Genomic DNA, 19,813 nt, shown 5'->3' with positions numbered 1-19,813 from the left:
GTGCGGTCAGCCGCCGAGCGCGTTCAGCCAGGCCCGTCGAGCCTCGAGCGCCTCGGTGGCCTCCTTGAGAGCCTTCGCGTTCCCGGACTTCTCCGCGGCATCGCGCTCGGCCTCGAGCTTGGCGATCGCCTGCTGGAGCTGGTCGCTCATCGCGCCGGCGCGGGCCTTCGTCTCGGGGTTGTTGCGCTTCCAGTCGACGTCCTCGCGCGACTTCAGCTCCTGCTCGACGACGCGCAGGCGGTCGTCCAGGGCGCGCTCCTTCTCGCGCGGGAAGATCCGTCCGACCTCGTCCCACTGGCGCTGGATGCGGGTCAGCAGCGCGCGCGCCTTGCCGAGGTTCGCCTCGTCGGCAACGGCCTTGGCCTCTTCGAGCAGGGCATTGCGCGCCTCGATGCGAGGAGCGGACTCCGCCTCGGTCGCCGCGGCCTGCTCGGCGCGCGCCGAGTAGAGCGCGTCACCGGCGGCCTTGAACCGCGCCCAGAGCGCGTCGTCGGCCTTGCGTCCCGCACGACCGGCGGCCTTCCACTCGTCGAGGAGGCTGCGGTAGGCCGGGATCCCGTCGACGCCCTTGGGCGCCAGGGCCTCCGCGCGCTCGACCAGGCGCGACTTGCGGTCGCGCGCGGTCTTGTGGGTCTCGTCGAGCTCGGCGTAGAAGGCCCGGCGCTGACGATCCACGGTCGCACGGGCATCGCGGAACCGCTTCCAGAGCTGATTCGCCGCACCCTTCGGGAGACGCGGACCGTTCTGCTGGTGGCTCTGCCACGCGTCGAACAGCGCGCCCATCTCCTCGGTGACCTTCTTCCACTGCACGGAGGAGAGATCCTGCGCGGCGATCGCCTCGGAGCGCTCGACGAGCGCGGTGCGCTCGGCGATGGCGGCGTCGACCGCGGCCTTCGCTTCGACCGCCTCCGCGGCGGAGGCGTCGGCGAGCGATCCGGTCAACGCGTCGAGGCGGGTGCGGAGGTTCGCGAGGTCGCCGACCGCGGCGGCGTCGGTGACGTCGGCGACCAGGTGCTGCGCCTGCTTGGCGAGATCGGTCGCGCCGGATCCGCCCGCCTGCACGCGCTGCTCCAGCGTGTTCACCTTGAACGCGAGATCCTCGAACTTGCGCACGAAGTAGGCCAGCGCCTCGGCGGGTGTGCCGTCGGGGTACTGCCCGACCTCGCGCCACTCGTCACCCTCGCGCACGGACACGGTCCCGTCCTCGGTGACGCGACCCCACTCGGCGGCGTCGCTCGTGCTCACCGGTGCCGGAACGGCAGGCGCTGCCGGCGTCGCGGGACGGATGGCCGACGCCGGCGGGCGCGGCATGGCCGGCGGGCGGGGCATCGCCGGCGGACGCGGCGCGGGCACGGGGGTCGACGGTCGCTCCTCGGCCGCCGGAGCCGCCGCAGCGGCCTCGGTCTGCTCGGCAGGCGCGTCGGTCGCCTCGGTCGGAGCCTCGGCCTGCTCGGCAGGCGCCTCGGGCTCGACAGCCGGCGCGGTCTCCTCGGCGGGTGCGTCGGCGGCCGCCGCAGCGGCCTCGTCGGCGACGGTCTCGGGCGCCTCGGCGATCGGCGTCGCGGTGTTCTCGGGCTCGGACTGCGCGGCCTGCTCGCCGGTGGTCGGGTTTTCGGGGGTGTGCTCTTCGGTGGACACGGTGAACTCCTTGCGCGGCATGCCGCGGGAGGCGGAAAGGACAGGCCCAGCCTAGTACGCCGGGCGGCGCCGCGAGAGGGGCGCGGCTCAGCCGGCCGGGGTCTCCGTCGCCGTCGGCAGGGGCGTGGGAGCCGAGGTCGGGGCAAGCGTCGGGCTGACCGTCGGCGAGGGCGAAGGGACAGGTGCAGTGGCGTCCGCATGCACGACCTGGCTCACGATCGCGCCGATCACGATGACGGCTCCGGCGACCACGGCGACGGTGTTGTCGCGCACCCTGCGGCGAACGCTCGCGGCATGCAGATCCTGCCGTGCGGTGTGCAGCCGCGCGCGCTCCTGCTGCACACGGGCGCGCTGGTCGCGGGCGTTCGTCGGGCGGCGAGCGGCCATGGATCCTCCCTGGATGTCGAGGACAGAGCCTATCGTGCGCGCCCCCGCCCGGCGTGCAGCCGGCATCCGCGTCCGGGTGCCGCGCGTCACGGTGTCGGTGCACGCCGTTAGCCTTGACCGCATGACTCCTGCAGCACCGCTGATGAGCGGCCAGACGCCGCTCGCCGTGCGGATGCGCCCGATCTCGCTCGACGAGGTCGCCGGGCAGCAGCACCTGTTGAGGCCGGGGTCGCCGATCGTCTCGCTCGCGGATCCGGCGGCGAAGACCGCGTCGAGCGTCTCGATGATCCTCTGGGGTCCGCCCGGCACGGGCAAGACGACTCTCGCGCAGGCCATCGCCCGCTCGTCGGGTCGGCGTTTCGTGGAGCTGTCCGCCATCACCGCCGGTGTGAAGGACGTGCGCGAAGTCATGCAGGAGGCGCTGAACCAGCGCGATCTCTACGGTCAATCGACCATCCTGTTCCTTGACGAGATCCATCGCTTCACGAAGGCGCAGCAGGACGCGCTGCTGCCCGGGGTGGAGAACGGCTGGGTCATCCTCATCGCGGCGACCACGGAGAACCCCTCGTTCTCCGTCATCTCGCCGTTGCTGTCCCGGTCGCTGCTGTTGACGCTGAAGCCCCTCACCGACGAGGACATCGGCGTCCTGATCGACCGTGCCGTGGCGGATCCGCGCGGGCTCAACGGGCGCGCGACGCTGGACGATACGGCCCGGGCCGCTCTGATCCGGCTCGCCTCGGGCGACGCCCGGCGAGCGCTCACCGGGCTCGAGGCCGCGGCGGCCGTGGCGGCCTCGCCGGAGCGCCTCACGGAGGACGAGACCCCCGCCGTCACCGATGACGACGTCGCGCAGGCGGTGGACCGCGCGCTGCTGCGATACGACCGCCAGGGCGACGAGCACTACGACGTCATCAGCGCGTTCATCAAATCGATCCGCGGATCCGATGTCGACGCCGCTGTGCACTACCTCGCCCGGATGATCGAGGCCGGGGAGGATCCGCGCTTCATCGCACGGCGCCTGGTCATCTCGGCGTCCGAGGACATCGGTCTCGCCGATCCGCAGGCGCTCGTGATCGCCGTCGCAGCGGCGGATGCCGTCGCCTTCATCGGGATGCCGGAGGGGAGGATCCCCCTCGCCGAGGCGACCGTCTACCTCGCGACCACGGCGAAGTCGAACGCGGCGTACCTGGCGATTGACGCGGCGATCGCGGATATCCGCGCGGGCGGGTTCGGGCGGGTGCCCGTGCACCTGCGCGACGCGCACTATCCCGGCGCCAAGCGCCTGGGGCATGGCAAGGGCTACCGCTATCCGCATGACAGCGACGCCGGGATCGTGCCGCAGCAGTACCTCCCTGATGAACTGCAGGGGCGCCGCTACTACCAGCCCAAGGCGCTCGGCGGAGAGCGCGAGGTGCAGGCTCGGCTGGAGCGCATCAGGCGAATACTCGGCGAGGGGTAGGTCGCGGCGGGAAGCACCGGGACCCGTCCTGCGCACGGCGACGGACGCTCAGGGCCGATCTGATAGCATGGATCGGCTCGAAACCGTGTTTTCGGGCATCTCTCCACTCCTGCACCACCCTCTCGTCCGCCCCGGCGTGCGCTCGTGAGGGGCGGAATCGAGACGATACGTCCGCGAGCCGTGATCGACACGGCCGCGTATCGAAAGGAACACTTCGTGGTTACGAAGTCCCAGGACCGCCGTAAGGTCCGCCTGTCCCGTGCCCTCGGCATCGCCCTCACCCCGAAGGCCGCCAAGTACCTCGAGAAGCGTCCCTACGCTCCGGGTGAGCACGGTCGCACCAAGCGCAAGCAGGACAGCGACTACGCCGTCCGTCTGCGCGAGAAGCAGCGTCTTCGCGAGCAGTACGGCATCCGCGAGAAGCAGCTGGTCATCCAGTTCAACGAGGCCCGTCGCAAGGACGGTCTGACCGGTGAGAACCTCGTCGAGCAGCTCGAGATGCGTCTGGACGCGCTCGTGGTCCGCGCCGGTTTCGCGCGCACCACCGCGCAGGCGCGTCAGCTCGTCGTGCACCGTCACATCCTCGTCGACGGCCAGCTCGTCGACCGCCCGTCCTTCCGCGTGAAGCCGGGTCAGCTCATCCACGTCAAGCCCAAGAGCGAGGGCCTCGAGCCCTTCCAGGTGGCGGCCGCCGGCGGTCACGCCGAGGTGCTGCCCCCGGTTCCGGGTTACCTCGAGGTCGAGCTCGACAAGCTGGAGGCCCGTCTGGTCCGTCGTCCGAAGCGCGCCGAGGTCCCCGTGACCTGCGACGTGCAGCTGGTCGTCGAGTACTACGCGGCTCGCTGATCCACAGCGAACTCAGCGAACACGCCGAGGAGGCGTCGGGGGCATCCCCGGCGCCTCCTTCGCGTTTGCGCATACGATGGAGACCGTTGTGAGCGGGCCCGAACCGGAGGTGGTGACATGAAGACCCTGTTGTGGTTCCTCATCGGCGTGATCGGCGGGTTCGTCGCCGCGCACTTCCTGAACAAGGATCCGCGAGGCCACGACGTGCTGGCGGCCGTCGACGACCGGATCAATGAGTTCACCGGGATCCTCGCCGACGCCTTCCACGCCCAGGAGGCCCGCCTCACCCACGACGGCGCCGCGGACTGACGCGGATCCCTCCTCCTCCCGAACCCGCGCTCCGGCGCGCCCTGACAGCAAGGACCCCTCGACGAGCATGAAGACCGCGGAGATCGCGCAGCGCTACCTGAGCTACTTCGAGAAGAACGATCACCTCATCGTCCCCTCGGCGTCGCTGGTCAGCGACGACCCCTCGCTGCTGTTCACCGTGGCCGGCATGGTGCCGATGATCCCGTATCTCACGGGCGTGGTCCCGGCACCGCACCCGCGTATCGCCGACTTGCAGAAGTGCATCCGCACGAACGACATCGAAGAAGTCGGGCGCACGGCACGGCACGGCACGTTCTTCCAGATGCTCGGCAACTGGTCGTTCGGCGACTACTTCAAGGAGGGCGCGATCCGTTACGCCTGGGAGCTGCTGACCGGCTCCGAGAGCGACGGCGGGCTGGGCTTCGACGAGAAGGACCTCTGGGTCACGGTCTTCGAGACGGACGACGAGGCCGAGGCGATCTGGCGCGACGTGATCGGGCTGAAGCCGGAGCGCATCCAGCGCCTGGGGCGCGCGGACAACTACTGGAACACGGGTCAGCCGGGCCCCGGCGGTCCCGACAGCGAGATCTTCTTCGACCGCGGACCCGCGTACGGCCAGGACGGGGGACCGGCGGCCGACGACAACCGGTTCCTGGAGATCTGGAACCTCGTGTTCATGCAGGACTTCATCGAGAACATCCGCGGCAAGACCGAGTTCGACATCGTGGGCGAGCTGCCCATGAAGAACATCGACACCGGCATGGGCCTCGAACGTGTCGCCTTCCTCAAGCAGGGCGTCGAGAACATGTACGAGACCGACCAGGTGCGCCCGGTGCTGGACCGCGCTGTCGAACTCTCCGGACGGCGCTACGGCGCCGAGCACGCCGACGATGTCCGCTTCCGCGTCGTCGCCGACCACGTGCGCTCCGCACTCATGCTGCTCTCCGACGGCGTACGCCCGTCCAACGAAGGTCGTGGCTACATCCTCCGCCGGCTCATGCGCCGCACGGTCCGCTCGATGCGTCTGCTCGGCGTCGACGAGCCGGTGTTCCCCGAGCTGTTCGCGGTGTCCAAGGACGCCATGAAGAGCGCCTACCCGATCCTCGAGCAGGACTGGGTCCAGCTTTCCGCCGCCGCGAATGCGGAGGAGGAGACCTTCCGTCGCACGCTGGACGCCGGATCCACCATCCTCGACCTCGCCCTCGCCGACACGAAGAAGGCCGGATCCGAGACGCTGAAGGGGTCCGAGGCCTTCCTCCTGCACGACACGTACGGCTTCCCGATCGATCTCACGCTCGAGATCGCCGAGGAGGCGGGGCTCGACGTCGACCGCGCCGCGTTCGACGCGCTCATGCAGGAGCAGCGCTCCCGCGCCAAGGCCGACGCGCGCAACCGCAAGCGCCAGATCGCCGACGTGTCGGTGTACGGCGACCTGCGCGCGAAGGGAGAGACCGCGTTCCTCGGCTACGACGAGCTCGAGACCGGCTCGACCGTGCTCGGGATCCTCGTCGACGGTCAGCCCGTGCGCAGCGCCGCAGAGGGGCAGGTGGCCGAGGTCGTCCTCGCCGAGACCACCCTGTACGCCGAGTCGGGTGGCCAGGTCGCCGACAAGGGCGTCATCACCGGCCCCGGCTACGCGCTCGAGGTGCTGGACGTGCAGCGTCCCGTTCCCGGCCTGATCAGCCACACCGTCGAGGTGACCACCGGCGTCGTCTCGATCGATGCCCCCGCGACGACCACGGTGGACGCGGCCAACCGCCGTGCCGCCCGTCAGGCCCATTCCGCGACGCACCTCGTGCACGCCGCCCTGCGCGACACGCTCGGCAAGACCGCGACCCAGGCCGGATCCCTGAACCGTGCCGGTTACCTGCGCTTCGACTTCTCCTGGGGGCAGGCGCTGTCCGGGGACACGAAGAGCGAGATCGAGGAGATCGCGAACCGTGCCGTGCAGGACGGGCTCGAGGTCACCACGCGGATCATGTCCCTCGACGACGCCAAGGCCGCGGGCGCCATGGCGCTGTTCGGCGAGAAGTACGGGTCGACCGTGCGCATGGTGGACATCGGCGGCCCCTGGTCGCGCGAGCTGTGCGCCGGCACGCACGTGGCGTCGAGCGCGGAGATCGGTCTCATCAACCTCGTCGGCGAGTCCTCGGTCGGCGCGTCCAACCGCCGCGTGGAGGCTCTCGTCGGCGCGGACGCATTCCGCGAGTTCGCCGCCGAGCGCGCTCTCGTCTCCCAGCTCACCACTGCGCTCAAGACGCCGCGCGACCAGCTCACCGAACGTGTGACCGACCTCGCCGCGCAGTTCAAGGCCGCCGAGAAGCGGATCGCCCAGTTCGAGGCCGCCGAGCGCGCGGGCCGAGTGCCGGCGATCGCGCAGACCGCGACCTCCCTCGGATCGCTGCAGTTCGTGGCGCACGACCTCGGCGAGGTCGCCGGTGCGGACGAGGTGCGCGAGATCGCGACCGGCGTGCGGGACTCGTTCGGCTCCGCGGCGGCGGTCACGGCGATCTCGGGGATCGCGAACGGCCGGCCCATGGTGGTCATCGCGACGAACGACGCCGCTCGGGGCGCGGGAGCGAAGGCCGGTGCCCTCGCCAAGATCGCCGCGGGCGTTCTCGGCGGTGGCGGCGGCGGCCGCGACGACGTCGCTCAGGGCGGCGGGTCGGACGCGGCGGCGCTGCCTGCGGCGTTCTCCGCGATCGAGCAGGAGCTGCGTCGAGCGTGACCGGGTTCCGACGGGGCGTCCGGCTCGGCATCGATGTAGGCCGCGCCAGGATCGGTGTGGCCCGGTGCGATCCGGACGGCCTGCTCGCGGTGCCCGTGGAGACCGTGCCGCGCGGCGACGCCGCGGTGGCACGGATCGCCGACCTCGCGGCCGAGTACGAGCCGCTCGAGTTCGTGGTCGGGCTGCCGATCAACCTCCGCGGCGAGGACACCGCGTCGACCGCCGATGCCCGTGAGTTCGCCGAGGCCCTCGGCCGCGCGTGCGGGATCGCCGTTCGCCTGATCGACGAGCGGCTGAGCACCGTCACCGCGCACCAGGCGCTGCGCGCCTCCGGGCGCACTCAGCGCAACTCCCGCGGCGTGGTGGATCAGGCCGCGGCCGTGGTGTTGCTGCAGCACGCGATCGACATCGAGAAGAACACCGGCGAGCCGGCCGGTGCCCCGCTGATCCTCGACGAGGAGAACCGCTGACATGTCCGACCGATCAGCATCGGCCGCCACGCCGGAGAACGACCCCGTCTCGCACGACCTGTTCGGCGCGCTGCCGGATCCGCAGGTGCAGGCACCTCGCCCCGCCGAGCAGCCGGCCGTTCCCGGATCCCGTCGTGCGGTCCGCGAGGCCGCCGCGGCTCCCGCGCCGTCGGCAGGATCGGTGCCCGCACCGTCTGCGGCATCGGGCGACGGCGAGACCGCGCCCACGGAGCACCACGACACGTCGCACGCGACGCTGGAGGCCCTGTTCCGTCACGAGACCGAGCCGCCCGCGACCCCGAAGCGCAAGAAGCGCCGCGGTTGCCTGATCGCGCTGCTCGTCGTGTTCGTGCTGATCGCCGGCGCCGCCGGCGGCGGACTGTGGGTGTGGAACACCTACGGCGACAAGATCAGCGAGGTCATGGGCTGGGGCCCGGCCAAGGACTTCGAGGCGGGACAGGCGACAGGCAACGCGCTCGTGACCATCAAGAAGGGCGACGGCGGCCAGCAGATCTCCCAGGCCCTGTACGACGCGGGGGTCACGAAGACCTCCGGCGTCTTCTACGACATGCTCGTCAAGGACAACGTCGTCACCACGTTCTACCCCGGCGTCTACAAGCTGCAGCTGAAGATGACGGCAGCGGCGGCGCTCAAGGCGCTCGACGACCCGAAGAACAAGATGCAGAACTCCGCGGTGCTCCCCGAGGGACTCTCCGTCACCGAGACGATCTCGCGCATCGCCCAGAGCGTGGACGTGCCGCTCGCAGACCTCCAGGCCGCCGTGAAGAATCCCGCGGACTACGGCGTGAACGCCCCCTCGCTCGAGGGCTGGCTGTTCCCTGCGCTGTACGAGTTCCAGCCCGGGGCGACCGCGAAGGACGTGGTGTCGACGCTCGTGCAGCGCACCAGGGACTCGCTGAGCGCGGCCGGCGTGCCGGCGGCGGATGAGCAGCGCGTGCTCACGATCGCGTCGATCATCCAGCGCGAAGCCCGCGCCGAGGCGGACTTCTACAAGGTCTCCCGGGTGATCCAGAACCGCCTCGATCAGGGCATGAAGCTGCAGATGGACTCGACCGCGCAGTACGGCTACGGCGAACTGCACAGCGGATCCGCCAGCACCTCCGACGCGGCCCAGACCGACGACAACCCGTGGAACACCTACGTGATCGACGGGCTGCCGAAGACCCCGATCTCGAATCCCGGGGACAAGGCGATCGATGCCGCCATGCATCCCGCGGCCGGGCCCTGGCTGTACTTCGTGACAGTCAACCTCGACACGGGGGAGACGGTGTTCTCGACGACGTACGCCGAGCACGAGGCCGCAGTGAAGCAGTGGCAGGACTGGTGCAAGGCCAACCCCGACTCCGGGTGCTGACATGATCTCTCCGTCGCGGCTGGCCGTCTGGGGAGACCCGATCGACCACAGCCGCTCTCCCGAGCTGCACAGCGCCGCCTACCGGCTGCTCGGGCTGGACTGGGAGTACGACCGCCGCCGCGTCGACACGGCGGGTTTCGATGCTGCTCTGGACGGACTCGATGCGACCTGGCGCGGGCTCTCCCTGACGATGCCGCTCAAGGAACGGGCCCACGCGCGCGCCGACGCCCTCGACGACGACGCGCGTCTCACCGGAGCCGTGAACACGCTGCTGCTGGGCGAGGAGATCCGCGGGTTCAACACCGACGTCCGCGGGCTCACCGCGGCGCTCCTGGCGGGGGGACTGGCGTCGGCACGCACCGCGCGGGTGCTCGGCGGGGGAGCGACGGCCCGTTCCGCCCTGGTATCGCTGCTGCGCCTGGGCGTCGACCTGGTCGAACTGCGGACGCGCCGACCGGAGCAGGCTGAGGAGCTCGCCCGGTTCGCCCAGCACATCGGCCTGCAGGCGACCACGACGCCGCTCGACTCCGCCGCTGCGCCGCTGCCGGCGGATCTCACGGTCTCGACCCTGCCCGGGGGCGCGGCACTGCCGGAGGCCGTCATGGCCGCACTCGCGCAGCAGGGCGGCGCGCTGTTCTCCGCCGCATACGCCCCCTGGCCGACCCCGCTCGCCCAGGCATGGACGGACTCACCGGTGCTGACCGGACTGGAGATGCTGCTGCACCAGGCGGTCGCCCAGATCCGGATCTTCCTGCACGGCACTCCGGAGGAGGCGCTGACGGACGAGCCCGCGGTCCTGGAGGTCATGCGGGCGGCTCTGGGCTGACACGCACCCCGCGGTCATGCGGGCGGCCCGACCCCGAACACATGGGAGACTGGGGGAATGCTCCGCGTGCTCACGGCCGGCGAATCGCACGGCCCCGAACTCATTGCCGTCATGGAGGGCCTGCCTGCCGGCGTCCCGCTGTCCCGTGAGGCGATCCAGTCCGACCTGCAGCGCCGCAAGCTCGGCTACGGGCGCGGTTCGAGGATGAAGTTCGAGCAGGACGAGCTCTCGATCTCCGGCGGCGTGCGCCACGGGTTCACCCTCGGCAGCCCGATCGCGATGCGCATCGGCAACACCGAGTGGCCGAAGTGGGTCGAGGTGATGAGCGCCGACCCCGTCGAGCTCACCGACAAGTCCCGCGGGCGCAGCGCGGCCCTGACCCGCCCGCGCCCCGGTCACGCCGATCTCGTCGGCATGCAGAAGTACGGCTTCGACGAGGCCCGCCCGATCCTGGAGCGCGCGAGCGCTCGGGAGACCGCCGCCCGTGTCGCGCTCGGCGCGGTCGCCAGGGCGTTCCTCGGCGAGCTGGGGATCCGTCTGGTCAGCCACACCCTGTCGATCGGGCCGGTCCAGGTGCCGGAGGGATCCGACCTCCCGACCCCCGACGACGTGGACGCGCTGGACGCGGATCCGCTGCGCTGCTTCGATCCCGCCACGTCCGCGCGCATGGTCGAAGAGGTCGACGCAGCCCGCAAGGACGGCGACACGCTCGGCGGCATCGTCGAGGTGCTCGCCTACGGGCTGCCGCCGGGGCTGGGGTCGCACGTGCACTGGGATCGCCGTCTGGACGCGCGGCTCGCGTACGCGCTCATGGGCATCCAGGCGATCAAGGGCGTGGAGGTCGGCGACGGCTTCGAGACCACGCGCCGGCGCGGTTCCGCCGCGCACGACGAGCTCTTCGCGACCGAGGACGGGATCAGCCGCGGCTCCGATCGCGCAGGCGGCACCGAGGGCGGGATGTCCACCGGCACCGTTCTGCGAGTGCGTGCCGGCATGAAGCCGATCGCCACCATCCCGCACGCACTGCGCACGGTCGACGTCGCGTCGGGAGAGCAGGCCACCGCGCACCATCAGCGCTCGGACGTGTGCGCCGTGCCCGCCGCCGGCGTCGTCGCAGAGGCGATGGTCGCGATCGAGCTCGCGAACTCCGTGCTGGAGAAGTTCGGCGGCGACAACGTCGCCGAGACCCGGCGCAACCTCGAGGCGTACCTCGCCGCGATCCCGGAGGAGCTGCGCACCACGCCGGCCTCCGAGGCGGCGTTGATCCTGCACGATGAGCTCGGCTGAGGTCCTCGCGCCGGAGCTGCTGGTCCTCGTCGGCCCCATGGGCGCCGGCAAGACCAGCGTCGGGCGCAGGGTCGCGAAGGCCACCGGACTCCGCTTCGTCGACACGGACAAGGTCATCGCGCGCGAGCACGGTCCCATCCCGGAGATCTTCGCGGAGTACGGCGAGACGCAGTTCCGCGTCTGGGAACGGGCGGTCGTCGCCGAGGCCGTCGCGGGCGGGGGCGTGATCTCCCTGGGCGGAGGCGCGGTGCTCGACGCGGACACCAGGTCGCTGCTGCAGACCGCGCCGGTGGTCCTGCTGACGGTGTCGGCGGAGGCGGTGGCGGCACGGATCGCCGGAGACGCACGTCCGCTGCTGCACGGCGAGGAGGATCCGGTGCAGCGCTGGTCCAGGATCTTCGCCGAACGGCGTGCGCTGTACGAAGAGGTCGCCGACGCGCACTTCGACACCTCGCGGGTGCCGATGTCGCGGGTGGCGGAGCAGGTCGTGGAATGGATGAGAGGACGAGCATGAGCGCGGAGCAGAACGACGGGGTCACCACGATCGGCGTGACGGGCGGCACCCCGTACGACATCACCGTGGGACGGAACATCCTCGATCGCGTCTCCGCGGCGCTGGCGCCGAGCGTCCGCAAGGTGCTCGTCGTGCACCCGCCGACGCTCGCCGATCGTGCCGCGCAGCTTCGCGACCGGATCGTCGCCGACACCGCGAACGGTCCCCGTGAGGTGCTGTTGGCCGAGATCCCGGACGCCGAACAGGGCAAGCGCATCGAGGTCGCCCAGTTCCTGTGGCAGATCATGGGCCAGGCCGATTTCACCCGCAGCGATGCGGTCGTCGGCTACGGCGGCGGAGCGGTCACCGACCTCGCCGGCTTCGTCGCGGCGACGTGGCTGCGCGGGGTGCAGATCGTGCAGGTGCCGACCACGGTCCTGGGCCTGGTCGACGCCGCCGTGGGCGGCAAAACGGGCATCAACACGAACGAGGGCAAGAACCTCGTCGGCGCGTTCTGGGCGCCGCGCGCCGTGATCGGCGACCTCGACGAGCTCTCGAGCCTGACTCCGAACGAGGCGACCGCCGGCTTCGCCGAGGTCGTCAAGGCCGGCTTCATCTGGGCACCCGAGATCCTCGACATCATCGAGGCCGATCCCGCCCGCGCCGTCGATCCGCTCACCCCCGAGTTCCGTCGCGCCGTCGAACTGGCGATCGGGATGAAGGCGACGGTCGTCTCCGAGGACTTCCGCGAGGCCGGGCAGCGCGAGATCCTCAACTACGGGCACACCCTCGGCCACGCGATCGAGCACGCCGAGCGCTACCGCTGGCGGCATGGCGCAGCGATCTCCGTCGGCATGCTGTTCGCCGCCGAGCTCTCGCGGCTGGCCGGACGCCTCTCCGACGACGACGCCAACCGGCACCGGGCGATCCTGGAGTCCCTGGGCCTTCCGACCTCGTACCGCGCCGGAGCATGGCCGACCCTGCTGTCCACCATGCAGCGCGACAAGAAGAGCCGGGGTGGCATGCTGCGTTTCATCGTGCTGGACGGCATCGGCAAGCCGACGGTGCTGCAGGCACCCGACGAGTCGCTGCTCTTCGCCGCCTACCAGGAGGTCGGCGAGTGAGCACCCGCGTGCACCGGGTCCTGGCGACGGAATGGGCCGAGGTGCGCACGCTGCGCCTGCGGTCGCTGCAGGATCCGGTCGCGGCCCTCGCGTTCCTCGACACGTTCGAGAACGCGTCCACGCTGCCCGACGAGTTCTGGCAGCGTCGCACCTCTGATGCCGCGGCGGGTGGTCCCAACGCCCAGTTCGTGGCGATCGCCGAGGACGGCGAGTGGTTCGGATCCGCGACGGTCATCGGATCGCAGGTTCCGGACGTCGAGACCACGGCCCTCGTCGTCGGCGTCTACGTCGCCGAGGGACACCGAGGCAGCGGCACGATCGAGGCGCTCTTCGACGAGTGCGCGACCTGGGCCGCGGAGCTCGGCGCCACCGAGCTCACCCTCGAGGTGCATGTGGACAACCGTCGCGCGCAGGCCGCGTACGAGCGCTGCGGCTTCACGCGGACGGGCCAGATCACCGAACTCGCCAACGGGCACGAGTATGTGATGACCCGCCCGGTTGTTCCCGCCGCACGCTGATACCGTGAAGCCGTGACCACGCCGCGCCGCCTGCTCCTCGTCAACGGACCGAACCTGAACCTGCTCGGACAGCGCGAACCGGGGATCTACGGATCTGCGACGCTCGCCGATGTCGAGCGGATCACGGCGGAGGCTGCCGGGGCGTACGGCTACGAGGTCCGCGCCGTGCAGAGCAATCACGAGGGCGTGCTCCTCGATGCGATCCACGACGCGCGCGAGGACTGCGCCGGCATCGTGATCAACGCCGGGGCCTACACGCACACCTCGGTCGCCCTGCGCGACGCGCTCACCGGCGTCGCGCTGCCGTTCGCCGAGGTGCACATCTCCGATGTGTACGCGCGCGAGGAGTTCCGGCACCATTCCTACCTCACCGATGTCGCGGCCGTGCACGTCGTGGGGGAGGGCGTGCAGGGATACGCGACGGCGACGCGGCGCCTGATCCTGGTGCTCGCCGGACAGGCGGACGGCTGACCCGCTGCCCGTTCCGATCGCTCTCACGGGCGTCCAGCCGGGATCCCGTAAGATTGAACGTCGGCCGATCGGCCGCGAACCTCAGGAACGGACTTCTCAGACCCATGGCATCCACCGCAGACATCAAGAACGGCGTCGTCCTCTCGATCGACGGACAGCTCTGGAACGTCATCGAGTTCCAGCACGTCAAGCCCGGCAAGGGCGGGGCGTTCGTCCGCACGAAGCTGAAGAACGTCGTCAGCGGCAAGGTCGTGGACCGCACGTACAACGCGGGCGCCAAGATCGACATCGAGAACGTCGACCGCCGCGACTTCACCTACCTGTACACGGACGGCGACAACTACGTCTTCATGGACCAGGAGGACTACGACCAGATCAACGTGGCCGCGGCCACGGTCGGCGACGCGAAGAACTTCATGCTGGAGAACCAGCAGGTGCAGATCGCACTGAACAACGGCAACCCGCTCTACATCGAGCTGCCGGCCTCGGTCGTCCTCGAGGTCACCTACACCGAGCCCGGCCTGCAGGGAGACCGCTCCTCGGCCGGCACCAAGCCCGCCACGCTGGAGACCGGGTACGAGATCCAGGTCCCGCTGTTCCTGGAGACCGGCACCAAGGTCAAGGTCGACACGCGTACCGGCGGCTACCTCGGCCGCATCAACGACTGACGCGTGGGCGCCCGGACCAAGGCGCGCAAGCGCGCCCTCGACATCCTGTTCTCCGCCGATGTGCGCGGTGACGATCTCGCGGTGACCCTCGCCGCCGAGGCCAAGCGCGCCGCCGCCGAGCCCGCACGCGAGGGCTCGTGGCTCTACGGACGCGAGATCGTCGACGGGATCATCGATCACCGTGATGAGATCGACGAGCAGATCACCACGCACAGCCGGGACTGGAAGCTCGAGCGGATGCCGGCTGTGGACCGGGCGCTGCTGCGCATCGGCGTGTGGGAGATCCTCCACAACGACGAGGTCCCGACGGCCGTCGCGATCGACGAGGCCGTGGAGCTCGCGAAGGAGTTCTCCACCGACGAGTCGGGCGTGTTCGTGCACGGCGTGCTGGCGCGCGTCGCCCGCTCGGCCTGACCTGACCACACCACGATCTCCAGGAGCTCCGTTTGGGGCGTATCCGTCCGTTTTGGGGCGCAGGATCCCGGTCTTTCCCGGGATCCTGCGCCCCAAAACGTTGAAGTGCGCCCCGAAGCCGGGCCGGTTGTCCGTGGCCTGCCTGAGGATGGATCATCATGACCTCCGCTGACGCCGACGACTGGCGCGTGCTGCTGCCCTCCACCCGGGCGAGCGGTGCTCCGCTGGCGCTCGGGGTCGAGCTTCGCCGGCGAGACCGCGCCGACGCCCGACACTGGGGGTCTCGCCCCCTTCGCACGGCCACCGCGCGGGACCTGGTCAAGGATCCGGGCGAGCTGTTCCTCGCCGTCCGCCCGCTGCGGCGCAACGACGCCGGAACCGCCTGGGTGCAGGCCGATGCCGACTGGGATGCAGTCCGCCGTCCCGGCACGCGCTACGACGCGGGGCACTCGCGCTGGTTCGCCGACCTGCTGAGCATCTCGCGCGATTCGCTGCTGTCCGGGACCGCGGGGGTCTGGCTGCTGCTGGATCCGGTGGCGTCACCGCTTCTCTGGCCCCACCTGCAGGCTGCGGCGGCCACGGGAATCGGGATGGTCGCGACCGATCGCAATACCCGCCTCAGGTGGTCGGACGAGCTGCGGATCGTGGTGGACATCGCCGCGGACGGCGGCGGGCTCCTCCTGTCCGCCTCGGCGGACGCGGCAGGCGAGTCCTTCCCCGCCGCGGCGACGCGGGCGGTGGGGTCCGGCGGCGTGTACGCGCACCGCGTCGTCGGCAAGAGGATCGATCTCGTGGTCGGACCGGTGCCGGTGACCGACGGCGCCCGGGCGCTCCTGGAGTCGCCGGCGGGGTTGACGGTCGCTCCCGTCGACAGGAAGGCCTTCTTCCGGGACGGGTATCCGATGATCCTGCGCGGCGCCGCCGTGCGCCCGGGACGCGGGGTCACACTGCCCCCGCCGCCGAAGCCCGTTCCCCTCCTCGTCGTCGACTTCCGCCCCGACGACGTCGTGGCGTACCGACTGCACTGGGACTACCCGGGCTACGCGCGTTTCCCCCTCGACGAGCGCGCCGCCGTGGCAGGGATCCGGGACGATGCCGTGGAAGGGAGGCTGCGTCCTTCCGTGCTCGCGGCGTGGAGCGAGGTCACCGGACTGCCGTTCCTCCTCGCGGGCACACTGCGCGACGCCGACGCGGCCGAGTTCGTCTCGCACCTCGTGCCGGCCCTCGAAGCGCGCGGCTTCGTCACCGAGACGACCGGTACGCCGCGCAGCTACGCGGAGCTCACCGGCGATCCGGCGATCACCGTGAGCACCGTCGAGAGCACGGATCCGGACTGGTTCGAGCTCGGCATCCTGGTGCGGATCGACGGGAGGACGATCCCGTTCGAGCCGCTGTTCCGGGCGCTCGCCCTCCGCCAGGGCAAGCTCAAGCTCGTCGACAACACCTGGTTCTCGCTGCGCCACCCCGCCTTCGACCGGCTCAAGGAGCTGCTGGACGAGGCCGCCGAACTCGCGGAGTGGGAGACGGGGCCGAGGATCGCGCGCACCCACCTCGCCCTGTGGGAGGACTTCGAGGATCTCGCGGACGAGACCCAGGCCGCACGGACGTGGCGCGCCGCCGTCGACGACCTGAAGGCCGCCCCCGGTGAGGCCCCGGTTCCCGTCCCCGTCGCCATCACGGCCGCCCTGCGCCCCTACCAGCAGGAGGGGTTCACCCGGCTGGTACGGCTGTGGCAGCACCGCCTCGGCGGGATCCTCGCCGACGACATGGGGCTCGGCAAGACCCTGCAGCTGCTCGCGCTCATCGCGCACGCCCGTGCGAGCGCTGCCCACGGAGCCGCCCCGTGGCTGGTCGTCGCGCCCACCTCGGTGCTTCCGGTCTGGGAGCGTGAGGCCGAGCGGTTCGCGCCGGGGCTCCGCGTCGTCGTCGCCGGGCGGACCCGCGACGCGCACGGCGTCGACCTCGCCTCCCACATCGACGGCGCGGACCTCGTCATCACCTCGTACACCGTGCTACGCCTGGACGCGGAGGAGTTCGCGCGCCGCCCGTGGTCGGGCGTGGTCCTCGACGAGGCGCAGAACGTGAAGAACCCCGCCACCCGCCAGCATCAGGCGGTCGCTGCGCTCGATGCGACGGCGGTGTACGCCGCGACGGGCACCCCGCTGGAGAACGGTCTGGGAGAGCTGTGGGCGCTGCTGAGCCTGACGTCACCGGGGCTGTTCGCCTCGGCCCGGAGGTTCCGCGAGGACTTCATCCAGCCCATCGAGCAGGGCAAGGTGCCCGAGAACGCCGAGGGCGCTCCCTATCGCCGATCGCGTATCGAGCTGCTGCGGCGGCGGATCCGACCGTTCCTCATCCGCCGTACGAAGGAGCTCGTCGCCCGGGACCTCCCCGAGCGGCAGGAGCAGGTGCTGCGCGTCGAGCTCGCCCCCGCGCACCAGCATCGCTACGACACGGTGCTGCAGCGCGAGCGGCAGAAGATCCTCGGGCTGCTGCCCGACCTCGACCGGCAGCGGTTCATCGTGTTCCGCTCGCTCACCATGCTGCGCATGCTGAGCCTGGCTCCGGGGCTGATCGAGCCCGACGACGCCGGCATCGCCTCCCGCAAGCTCGAGGAGCTCGTCGAACGGCTCCTCGAGCTGCGCGCCGAGGGTCACAGAGCCCTCGTGTTCAGCCAGTTCACGTCGTTCCTGGGCCTGGCCGCCGAGCGGCTGCGTCGCGCCGGCCTGCGGATCTCCTACCTCGACGGTTCCACCAGGGACCGAGACCGCGTCGTGCAGGAGTTCCGGGCGGGGGATCAGGACGCCTTCCTGCTCAGCCTCAAGGCGGGCGGCACCGGGCTCACGCTCACCGAGGCCGACTACGTCTTCCTGCTCGACCCGTGGTGGAATCCTGCCGCCGAGGCGCAGGCCGCCGACCGCGCACACCGGATCGGGCAGCAGAACCGCGTCTTCGTCTACCGCATGATCGCCGAGGGCACGATCGAGGAGAAGGTGCTCGCCCTGCAGCAGCGCAAAGCGCGCCTGTTCTCCGCCGTGCTGGACGACGAGGACCTGTTCGCACAGTCGCTCACCGCGGACGACATCCGCGAACTCCTGAGCTGACCTTCGGGACCCTGGAGAGCGCCACCTGATCGGGTTATGCACGGGCCGCCTCCAGGACCGCGCCGGGCCGCCCGGGTAGGATCGACAGGTCCACACAGGAGGAGAGACATGCGGATCACGGGACTCGGGCATGCCGGGATGTTCATCGAGACGGTCGGCGGGAACATCATCTGCGACCCGGTCCTCGGACCCTCCTTCTATGGATCCTGGTTCCCCTTCCCCGACAACCGCGGGCTCGACTGGGAGCGTTTCGGGCGCGAGGCGGACTTCCTCTACGTGTCGCACCGGCACCGCGACCACTTCGACCCCCGGCTGCTCGAGCAGTACATCCGCAAGGACATCGAGGTGCTCCTGCCCGAGTATCCGACCGATGACCTCGAGCGCGACCTGCGCGCGCTCGGCTACGACAACATCACCTACGCTCCGGCCGGCGAGGTCATCGAGCGCGGCGCGCTGAAGATCATGGTCACCCCGCTGCGCGCCCCGAGCGACGGTCCGATCGGCGACTCCTCGCTGAGCGTGGACGACGGCTCCGGCTCCGTGCTGAACCAGAACGACTCGCACCCGCTCGATCTCGAGAAGCTGCTGAAGTTCGGCCGGCCGGACGCGTACTTCACGCAGGTCTCGGGTGCGATCTGGTGGCCGATGGTCTACGACCTTCCACTGGACGCCAAGCAGAACTTCGCCCGCCTCAAGCGCGAGGCGCAGAACAAGCGTGCGATGTACTACATCGAGAAGGTCGATGCGCCGCACGTGTTCCCGATGGCGGGCCCGCCGATGTTCCTGCGCGACGAGCTGTTCGACTTCAACGGCATCGGCCGAAACGGCGAGTCGATCTTCACGGACCAGAAGCAGTTCCTCGCCCACATGAACGAGCTCGCGCCGCAGTTCGACGGGCACCTGTTCGTGCCCGGCACCGTCGTGACACTCGAGGAGCGTCAGGTCGCCTCGGTCGAGCAGACCCTGTACTCCGAGGACGAACTGCGCCACATCTTCGACGAGAAGTGGGACTACCTCGACGAGCAGCGCGCGAGCCGGCAGCAGGAGATCCGCGATGAGGAAGCGCGTCGCTCGCCGATCCTGAATCCCGACGAGATGCTCGCTGCGATCAGGGAGTGGTGGGAGCCGCTCCTGAAGAAGTCGCGCACCATCCGCCTGGGCGTCGGCGGCAACGTCCGGTTCCGCATCGGGGAATTGGACATGGTCGTGGACTTCCCCCGGGCCAAGGTGCGCGAGTACGCGGGGGAGGAGTGCATCTACTGGTACACGATCCCCGCGGATCTCGTCTCCACGAACATCGCAGACCATGAGATCGACTGGTCCAACTCGATCTTCCTGTCCATGCAGTTCTCCGTGGGTCGCAGCGGCAAGTTCAACGAGTTCCTCACGACGTTCCTGAAGTGCCTGTCGGTCGACCGGATCGAGTACGTCGAGAACTGGTATCAGGAGCAGACCGATCAGACCGAGGACGCCGAGATCGGCGACTGGGTCGTGCAGCGCCGGTGCCCGCACCTGCGTGCCGACCTGACCCGCACGGGATCCATCGACGAGGACGGCGTGCTCACGTGCAGCATGCACGACTGGAAGTGGGATCTGAAGACCGGCCGGTGCCTCTCCACCGCGGGCCACCCGATCCGCGCGAAGCAGATCGATCCGGTGACCGAGGCCGCTCTCAGCGAAGCCTCCTGAGTTCCGC

At 70.4% G+C, this 19,813-nt stretch carries 18 protein-coding genes; 16 read left to right on the top strand and 2 right to left on the bottom strand.

The window, feature by feature from the left end; all coding sequences use genetic code 11:
* Window positions 1-6: 6 nt before the first annotated feature.
* Together ACFWCK_RS08560 and ACFWCK_RS08555 are read right to left on the bottom strand one after the other, a co-directional pair.
* The gene (locus ACFWCK_RS08560) at window positions 7-1,638 is read right to left on the bottom strand and encodes a DUF349 domain-containing protein (RefSeq protein ID WP_378805447.1); all 1,632 of its coding nucleotides are present in this window, start codon (window positions 1,636-1,638) and stop codon (window positions 7-9) included.
* 87 nt (window positions 1,639-1,725) lie between these two features.
* The gene (locus ACFWCK_RS08555) at window positions 1,726-2,025 is read right to left on the bottom strand and encodes a hypothetical protein (RefSeq protein ID WP_378805446.1); all 300 of its coding nucleotides are present in this window, start codon (window positions 2,023-2,025) and stop codon (window positions 1,726-1,728) included.
* Window positions 2,026-2,146: 121 nt separating this feature from the next.
* Here ACFWCK_RS08555 and ACFWCK_RS08550 point away from each other — a divergent pair, with 121 nt between their 5' ends.
* From ACFWCK_RS08550 to ACFWCK_RS08475, 16 genes are all read left to right on the top strand, one after another.
* Window positions 2,147-3,484 carry a replication-associated recombination protein A gene (locus tag ACFWCK_RS08550; protein WP_233309523.1) on the top strand — a complete coding sequence of 446 codons (1,338 nt, stop codon included), beginning with the start codon at window positions 2,147-2,149 and terminating at the stop codon, window positions 3,482-3,484.
* A 216-nt stretch (window positions 3,485-3,700) separates the two neighbouring features.
* A complete protein-coding gene (gene rpsD, locus ACFWCK_RS08545) occupies window positions 3,701-4,330 on the top strand; it encodes a 30S ribosomal protein S4 (protein ID WP_233309522.1) in 630 nt (209 codons plus the stop codon).
* 117 nt (window positions 4,331-4,447) lie between these two features.
* A complete protein-coding gene (locus ACFWCK_RS08540) occupies window positions 4,448-4,639 on the top strand; it encodes a hypothetical protein (protein ID WP_233309521.1) in 192 nt (63 codons plus the stop codon).
* 67 nt (window positions 4,640-4,706) lie between these two features.
* Window positions 4,707-7,367, top strand: coding sequence for an alanine--tRNA ligase (gene alaS, locus ACFWCK_RS08535; RefSeq protein WP_378805445.1), 2,661 nt, complete (start codon window positions 4,707-4,709; stop codon window positions 7,365-7,367).
* Window positions 7,364-7,837: a Holliday junction resolvase RuvX gene (ruvX, locus tag ACFWCK_RS08530; RefSeq protein ID WP_378805444.1), complete on the top strand. Its 474-nt coding sequence runs from the start codon at window positions 7,364-7,366 to the stop codon at window positions 7,835-7,837. Before alaS ends, ruvX begins: the two co-directional genes overlap by 4 nt.
* A gap of 1 nt (window position 7,838) precedes the next feature.
* A complete protein-coding gene (gene mltG / locus ACFWCK_RS08525; RefSeq protein WP_378805443.1) occupies window positions 7,839-9,212 on the top strand; it encodes an endolytic transglycosylase MltG in 1,374 nt (457 codons plus the stop codon).
* A gap of 1 nt (window position 9,213) precedes the next feature.
* Complete coding sequence (locus tag ACFWCK_RS08520) at window positions 9,214-10,038, top strand: shikimate dehydrogenase family protein (protein ID WP_378805442.1); 825 nt, start codon at window positions 9,214-9,216, stop codon at window positions 10,036-10,038.
* A gap of 57 nt (window positions 10,039-10,095) precedes the next feature.
* A complete protein-coding gene (gene aroC, locus ACFWCK_RS08515) occupies window positions 10,096-11,325 on the top strand; it encodes a chorismate synthase (protein ID WP_378805441.1) in 1,230 nt (409 codons plus the stop codon).
* Window positions 11,312-11,839: a shikimate kinase gene (locus ACFWCK_RS08510; RefSeq protein WP_378805440.1), complete on the top strand. Its 528-nt coding sequence runs from the start codon at window positions 11,312-11,314 to the stop codon at window positions 11,837-11,839. The genes aroC and ACFWCK_RS08510 overlap by 14 nt, the downstream gene beginning before the upstream one ends.
* Window positions 11,836-12,942: a 3-dehydroquinate synthase gene (gene aroB, locus ACFWCK_RS08505; RefSeq protein WP_233309514.1), complete on the top strand. Its 1,107-nt coding sequence runs from the start codon at window positions 11,836-11,838 to the stop codon at window positions 12,940-12,942. Before ACFWCK_RS08510 ends, aroB begins: the two co-directional genes overlap by 4 nt.
* Window positions 12,939-13,460 carry a GNAT family N-acetyltransferase gene (locus ACFWCK_RS08500; protein ID WP_378805439.1) on the top strand — a complete coding sequence of 174 codons (522 nt, stop codon included), beginning with the start codon at window positions 12,939-12,941 and terminating at the stop codon, window positions 13,458-13,460. The genes aroB and ACFWCK_RS08500 overlap by 4 nt, the downstream gene beginning before the upstream one ends.
* A 12-nt stretch (window positions 13,461-13,472) precedes the next feature.
* Entirely contained in the window at window positions 13,473-13,931 is a 459-nt protein-coding gene (gene aroQ / locus ACFWCK_RS08495) for a type II 3-dehydroquinate dehydratase (protein WP_233309512.1), read from the top strand.
* A gap of 104 nt (window positions 13,932-14,035) precedes the next feature.
* Window positions 14,036-14,599, top strand: a complete 564-nt coding sequence (gene efp, locus ACFWCK_RS08490; protein ID WP_045273064.1) for an elongation factor P — start codon at window positions 14,036-14,038, stop codon at window positions 14,597-14,599.
* 3 nt (window positions 14,600-14,602) lie between these two features.
* Complete coding sequence (gene nusB / locus ACFWCK_RS08485) at window positions 14,603-15,013, top strand: transcription antitermination factor NusB (protein ID WP_378805438.1); 411 nt, start codon at window positions 14,603-14,605, stop codon at window positions 15,011-15,013.
* 158 nt (window positions 15,014-15,171) lie between these two features.
* Window positions 15,172-18,117 carry a DEAD/DEAH box helicase gene (locus ACFWCK_RS08480; RefSeq protein WP_378805437.1) on the top strand — a complete coding sequence of 982 codons (2,946 nt, stop codon included), beginning with the start codon at window positions 15,172-15,174 and terminating at the stop codon, window positions 18,115-18,117.
* A 108-nt stretch (window positions 18,118-18,225) separates the two neighbouring features.
* Complete coding sequence (locus tag ACFWCK_RS08475; RefSeq protein WP_378805436.1) at window positions 18,226-19,806, top strand: Rieske 2Fe-2S domain-containing protein; 1,581 nt, start codon at window positions 18,226-18,228, stop codon at window positions 19,804-19,806.
* Window positions 19,807-19,813: the final 7 nt, after the last annotated feature.

It is taken from the genome of Microbacterium sp. NPDC060117, assembly GCF_042729315.1.
GTDB lineage: Bacteria > Actinomycetota > Actinomycetes > Actinomycetales > Microbacteriaceae > Microbacterium.
This window is presented reverse-complemented; position numbering and strand designations above follow the sequence as displayed.

Bases quoted from the DNA above. Each gene is read 5' to 3' on its own strand.
- ACFWCK_RS08555 (WP_378805446.1), bottom strand. From the start codon at position 2,025: ATGGCCGCTCGCCGCCCGACGAACGCCCGCGACCAGCGCGCCCGTGTG.
- ACFWCK_RS08550 (WP_233309523.1), top strand. From the start codon at position 2,147: ATGACTCCTGCAGCACCGCTGATGAGCGGCCAGACGCCGCTCGCCGTG.
- ACFWCK_RS08540 (WP_233309521.1), top strand. From the start codon at position 4,448: ATGAAGACCCTGTTGTGGTTCCTCATCGGCGTGATCGGCGGGTTCGTC.
- alaS (WP_378805445.1), top strand. From the start codon at position 4,707: ATGAAGACCGCGGAGATCGCGCAGCGCTACCTGAGCTACTTCGAGAAG.
- mltG (WP_378805443.1), top strand. From the start codon at position 7,839: ATGTCCGACCGATCAGCATCGGCCGCCACGCCGGAGAACGACCCCGTC.
- ACFWCK_RS08520 (WP_378805442.1), top strand. From the start codon at position 9,214: ATGATCTCTCCGTCGCGGCTGGCCGTCTGGGGAGACCCGATCGACCAC.
- aroC (WP_378805441.1), top strand. From the start codon at position 10,096: ATGCTCCGCGTGCTCACGGCCGGCGAATCGCACGGCCCCGAACTCATT.
- ACFWCK_RS08510 (WP_378805440.1), top strand. From the start codon at position 11,312: ATGAGCTCGGCTGAGGTCCTCGCGCCGGAGCTGCTGGTCCTCGTCGGC.
- aroB (WP_233309514.1), top strand. From the start codon at position 11,836: ATGAGCGCGGAGCAGAACGACGGGGTCACCACGATCGGCGTGACGGGC.
- efp (WP_045273064.1), top strand. From the start codon at position 14,036: ATGGCATCCACCGCAGACATCAAGAACGGCGTCGTCCTCTCGATCGAC.
- ACFWCK_RS08480 (WP_378805437.1), top strand. From the start codon at position 15,172: ATGACCTCCGCTGACGCCGACGACTGGCGCGTGCTGCTGCCCTCCACC.
- ACFWCK_RS08475 (WP_378805436.1), top strand. From the start codon at position 18,226: ATGCGGATCACGGGACTCGGGCATGCCGGGATGTTCATCGAGACGGTC.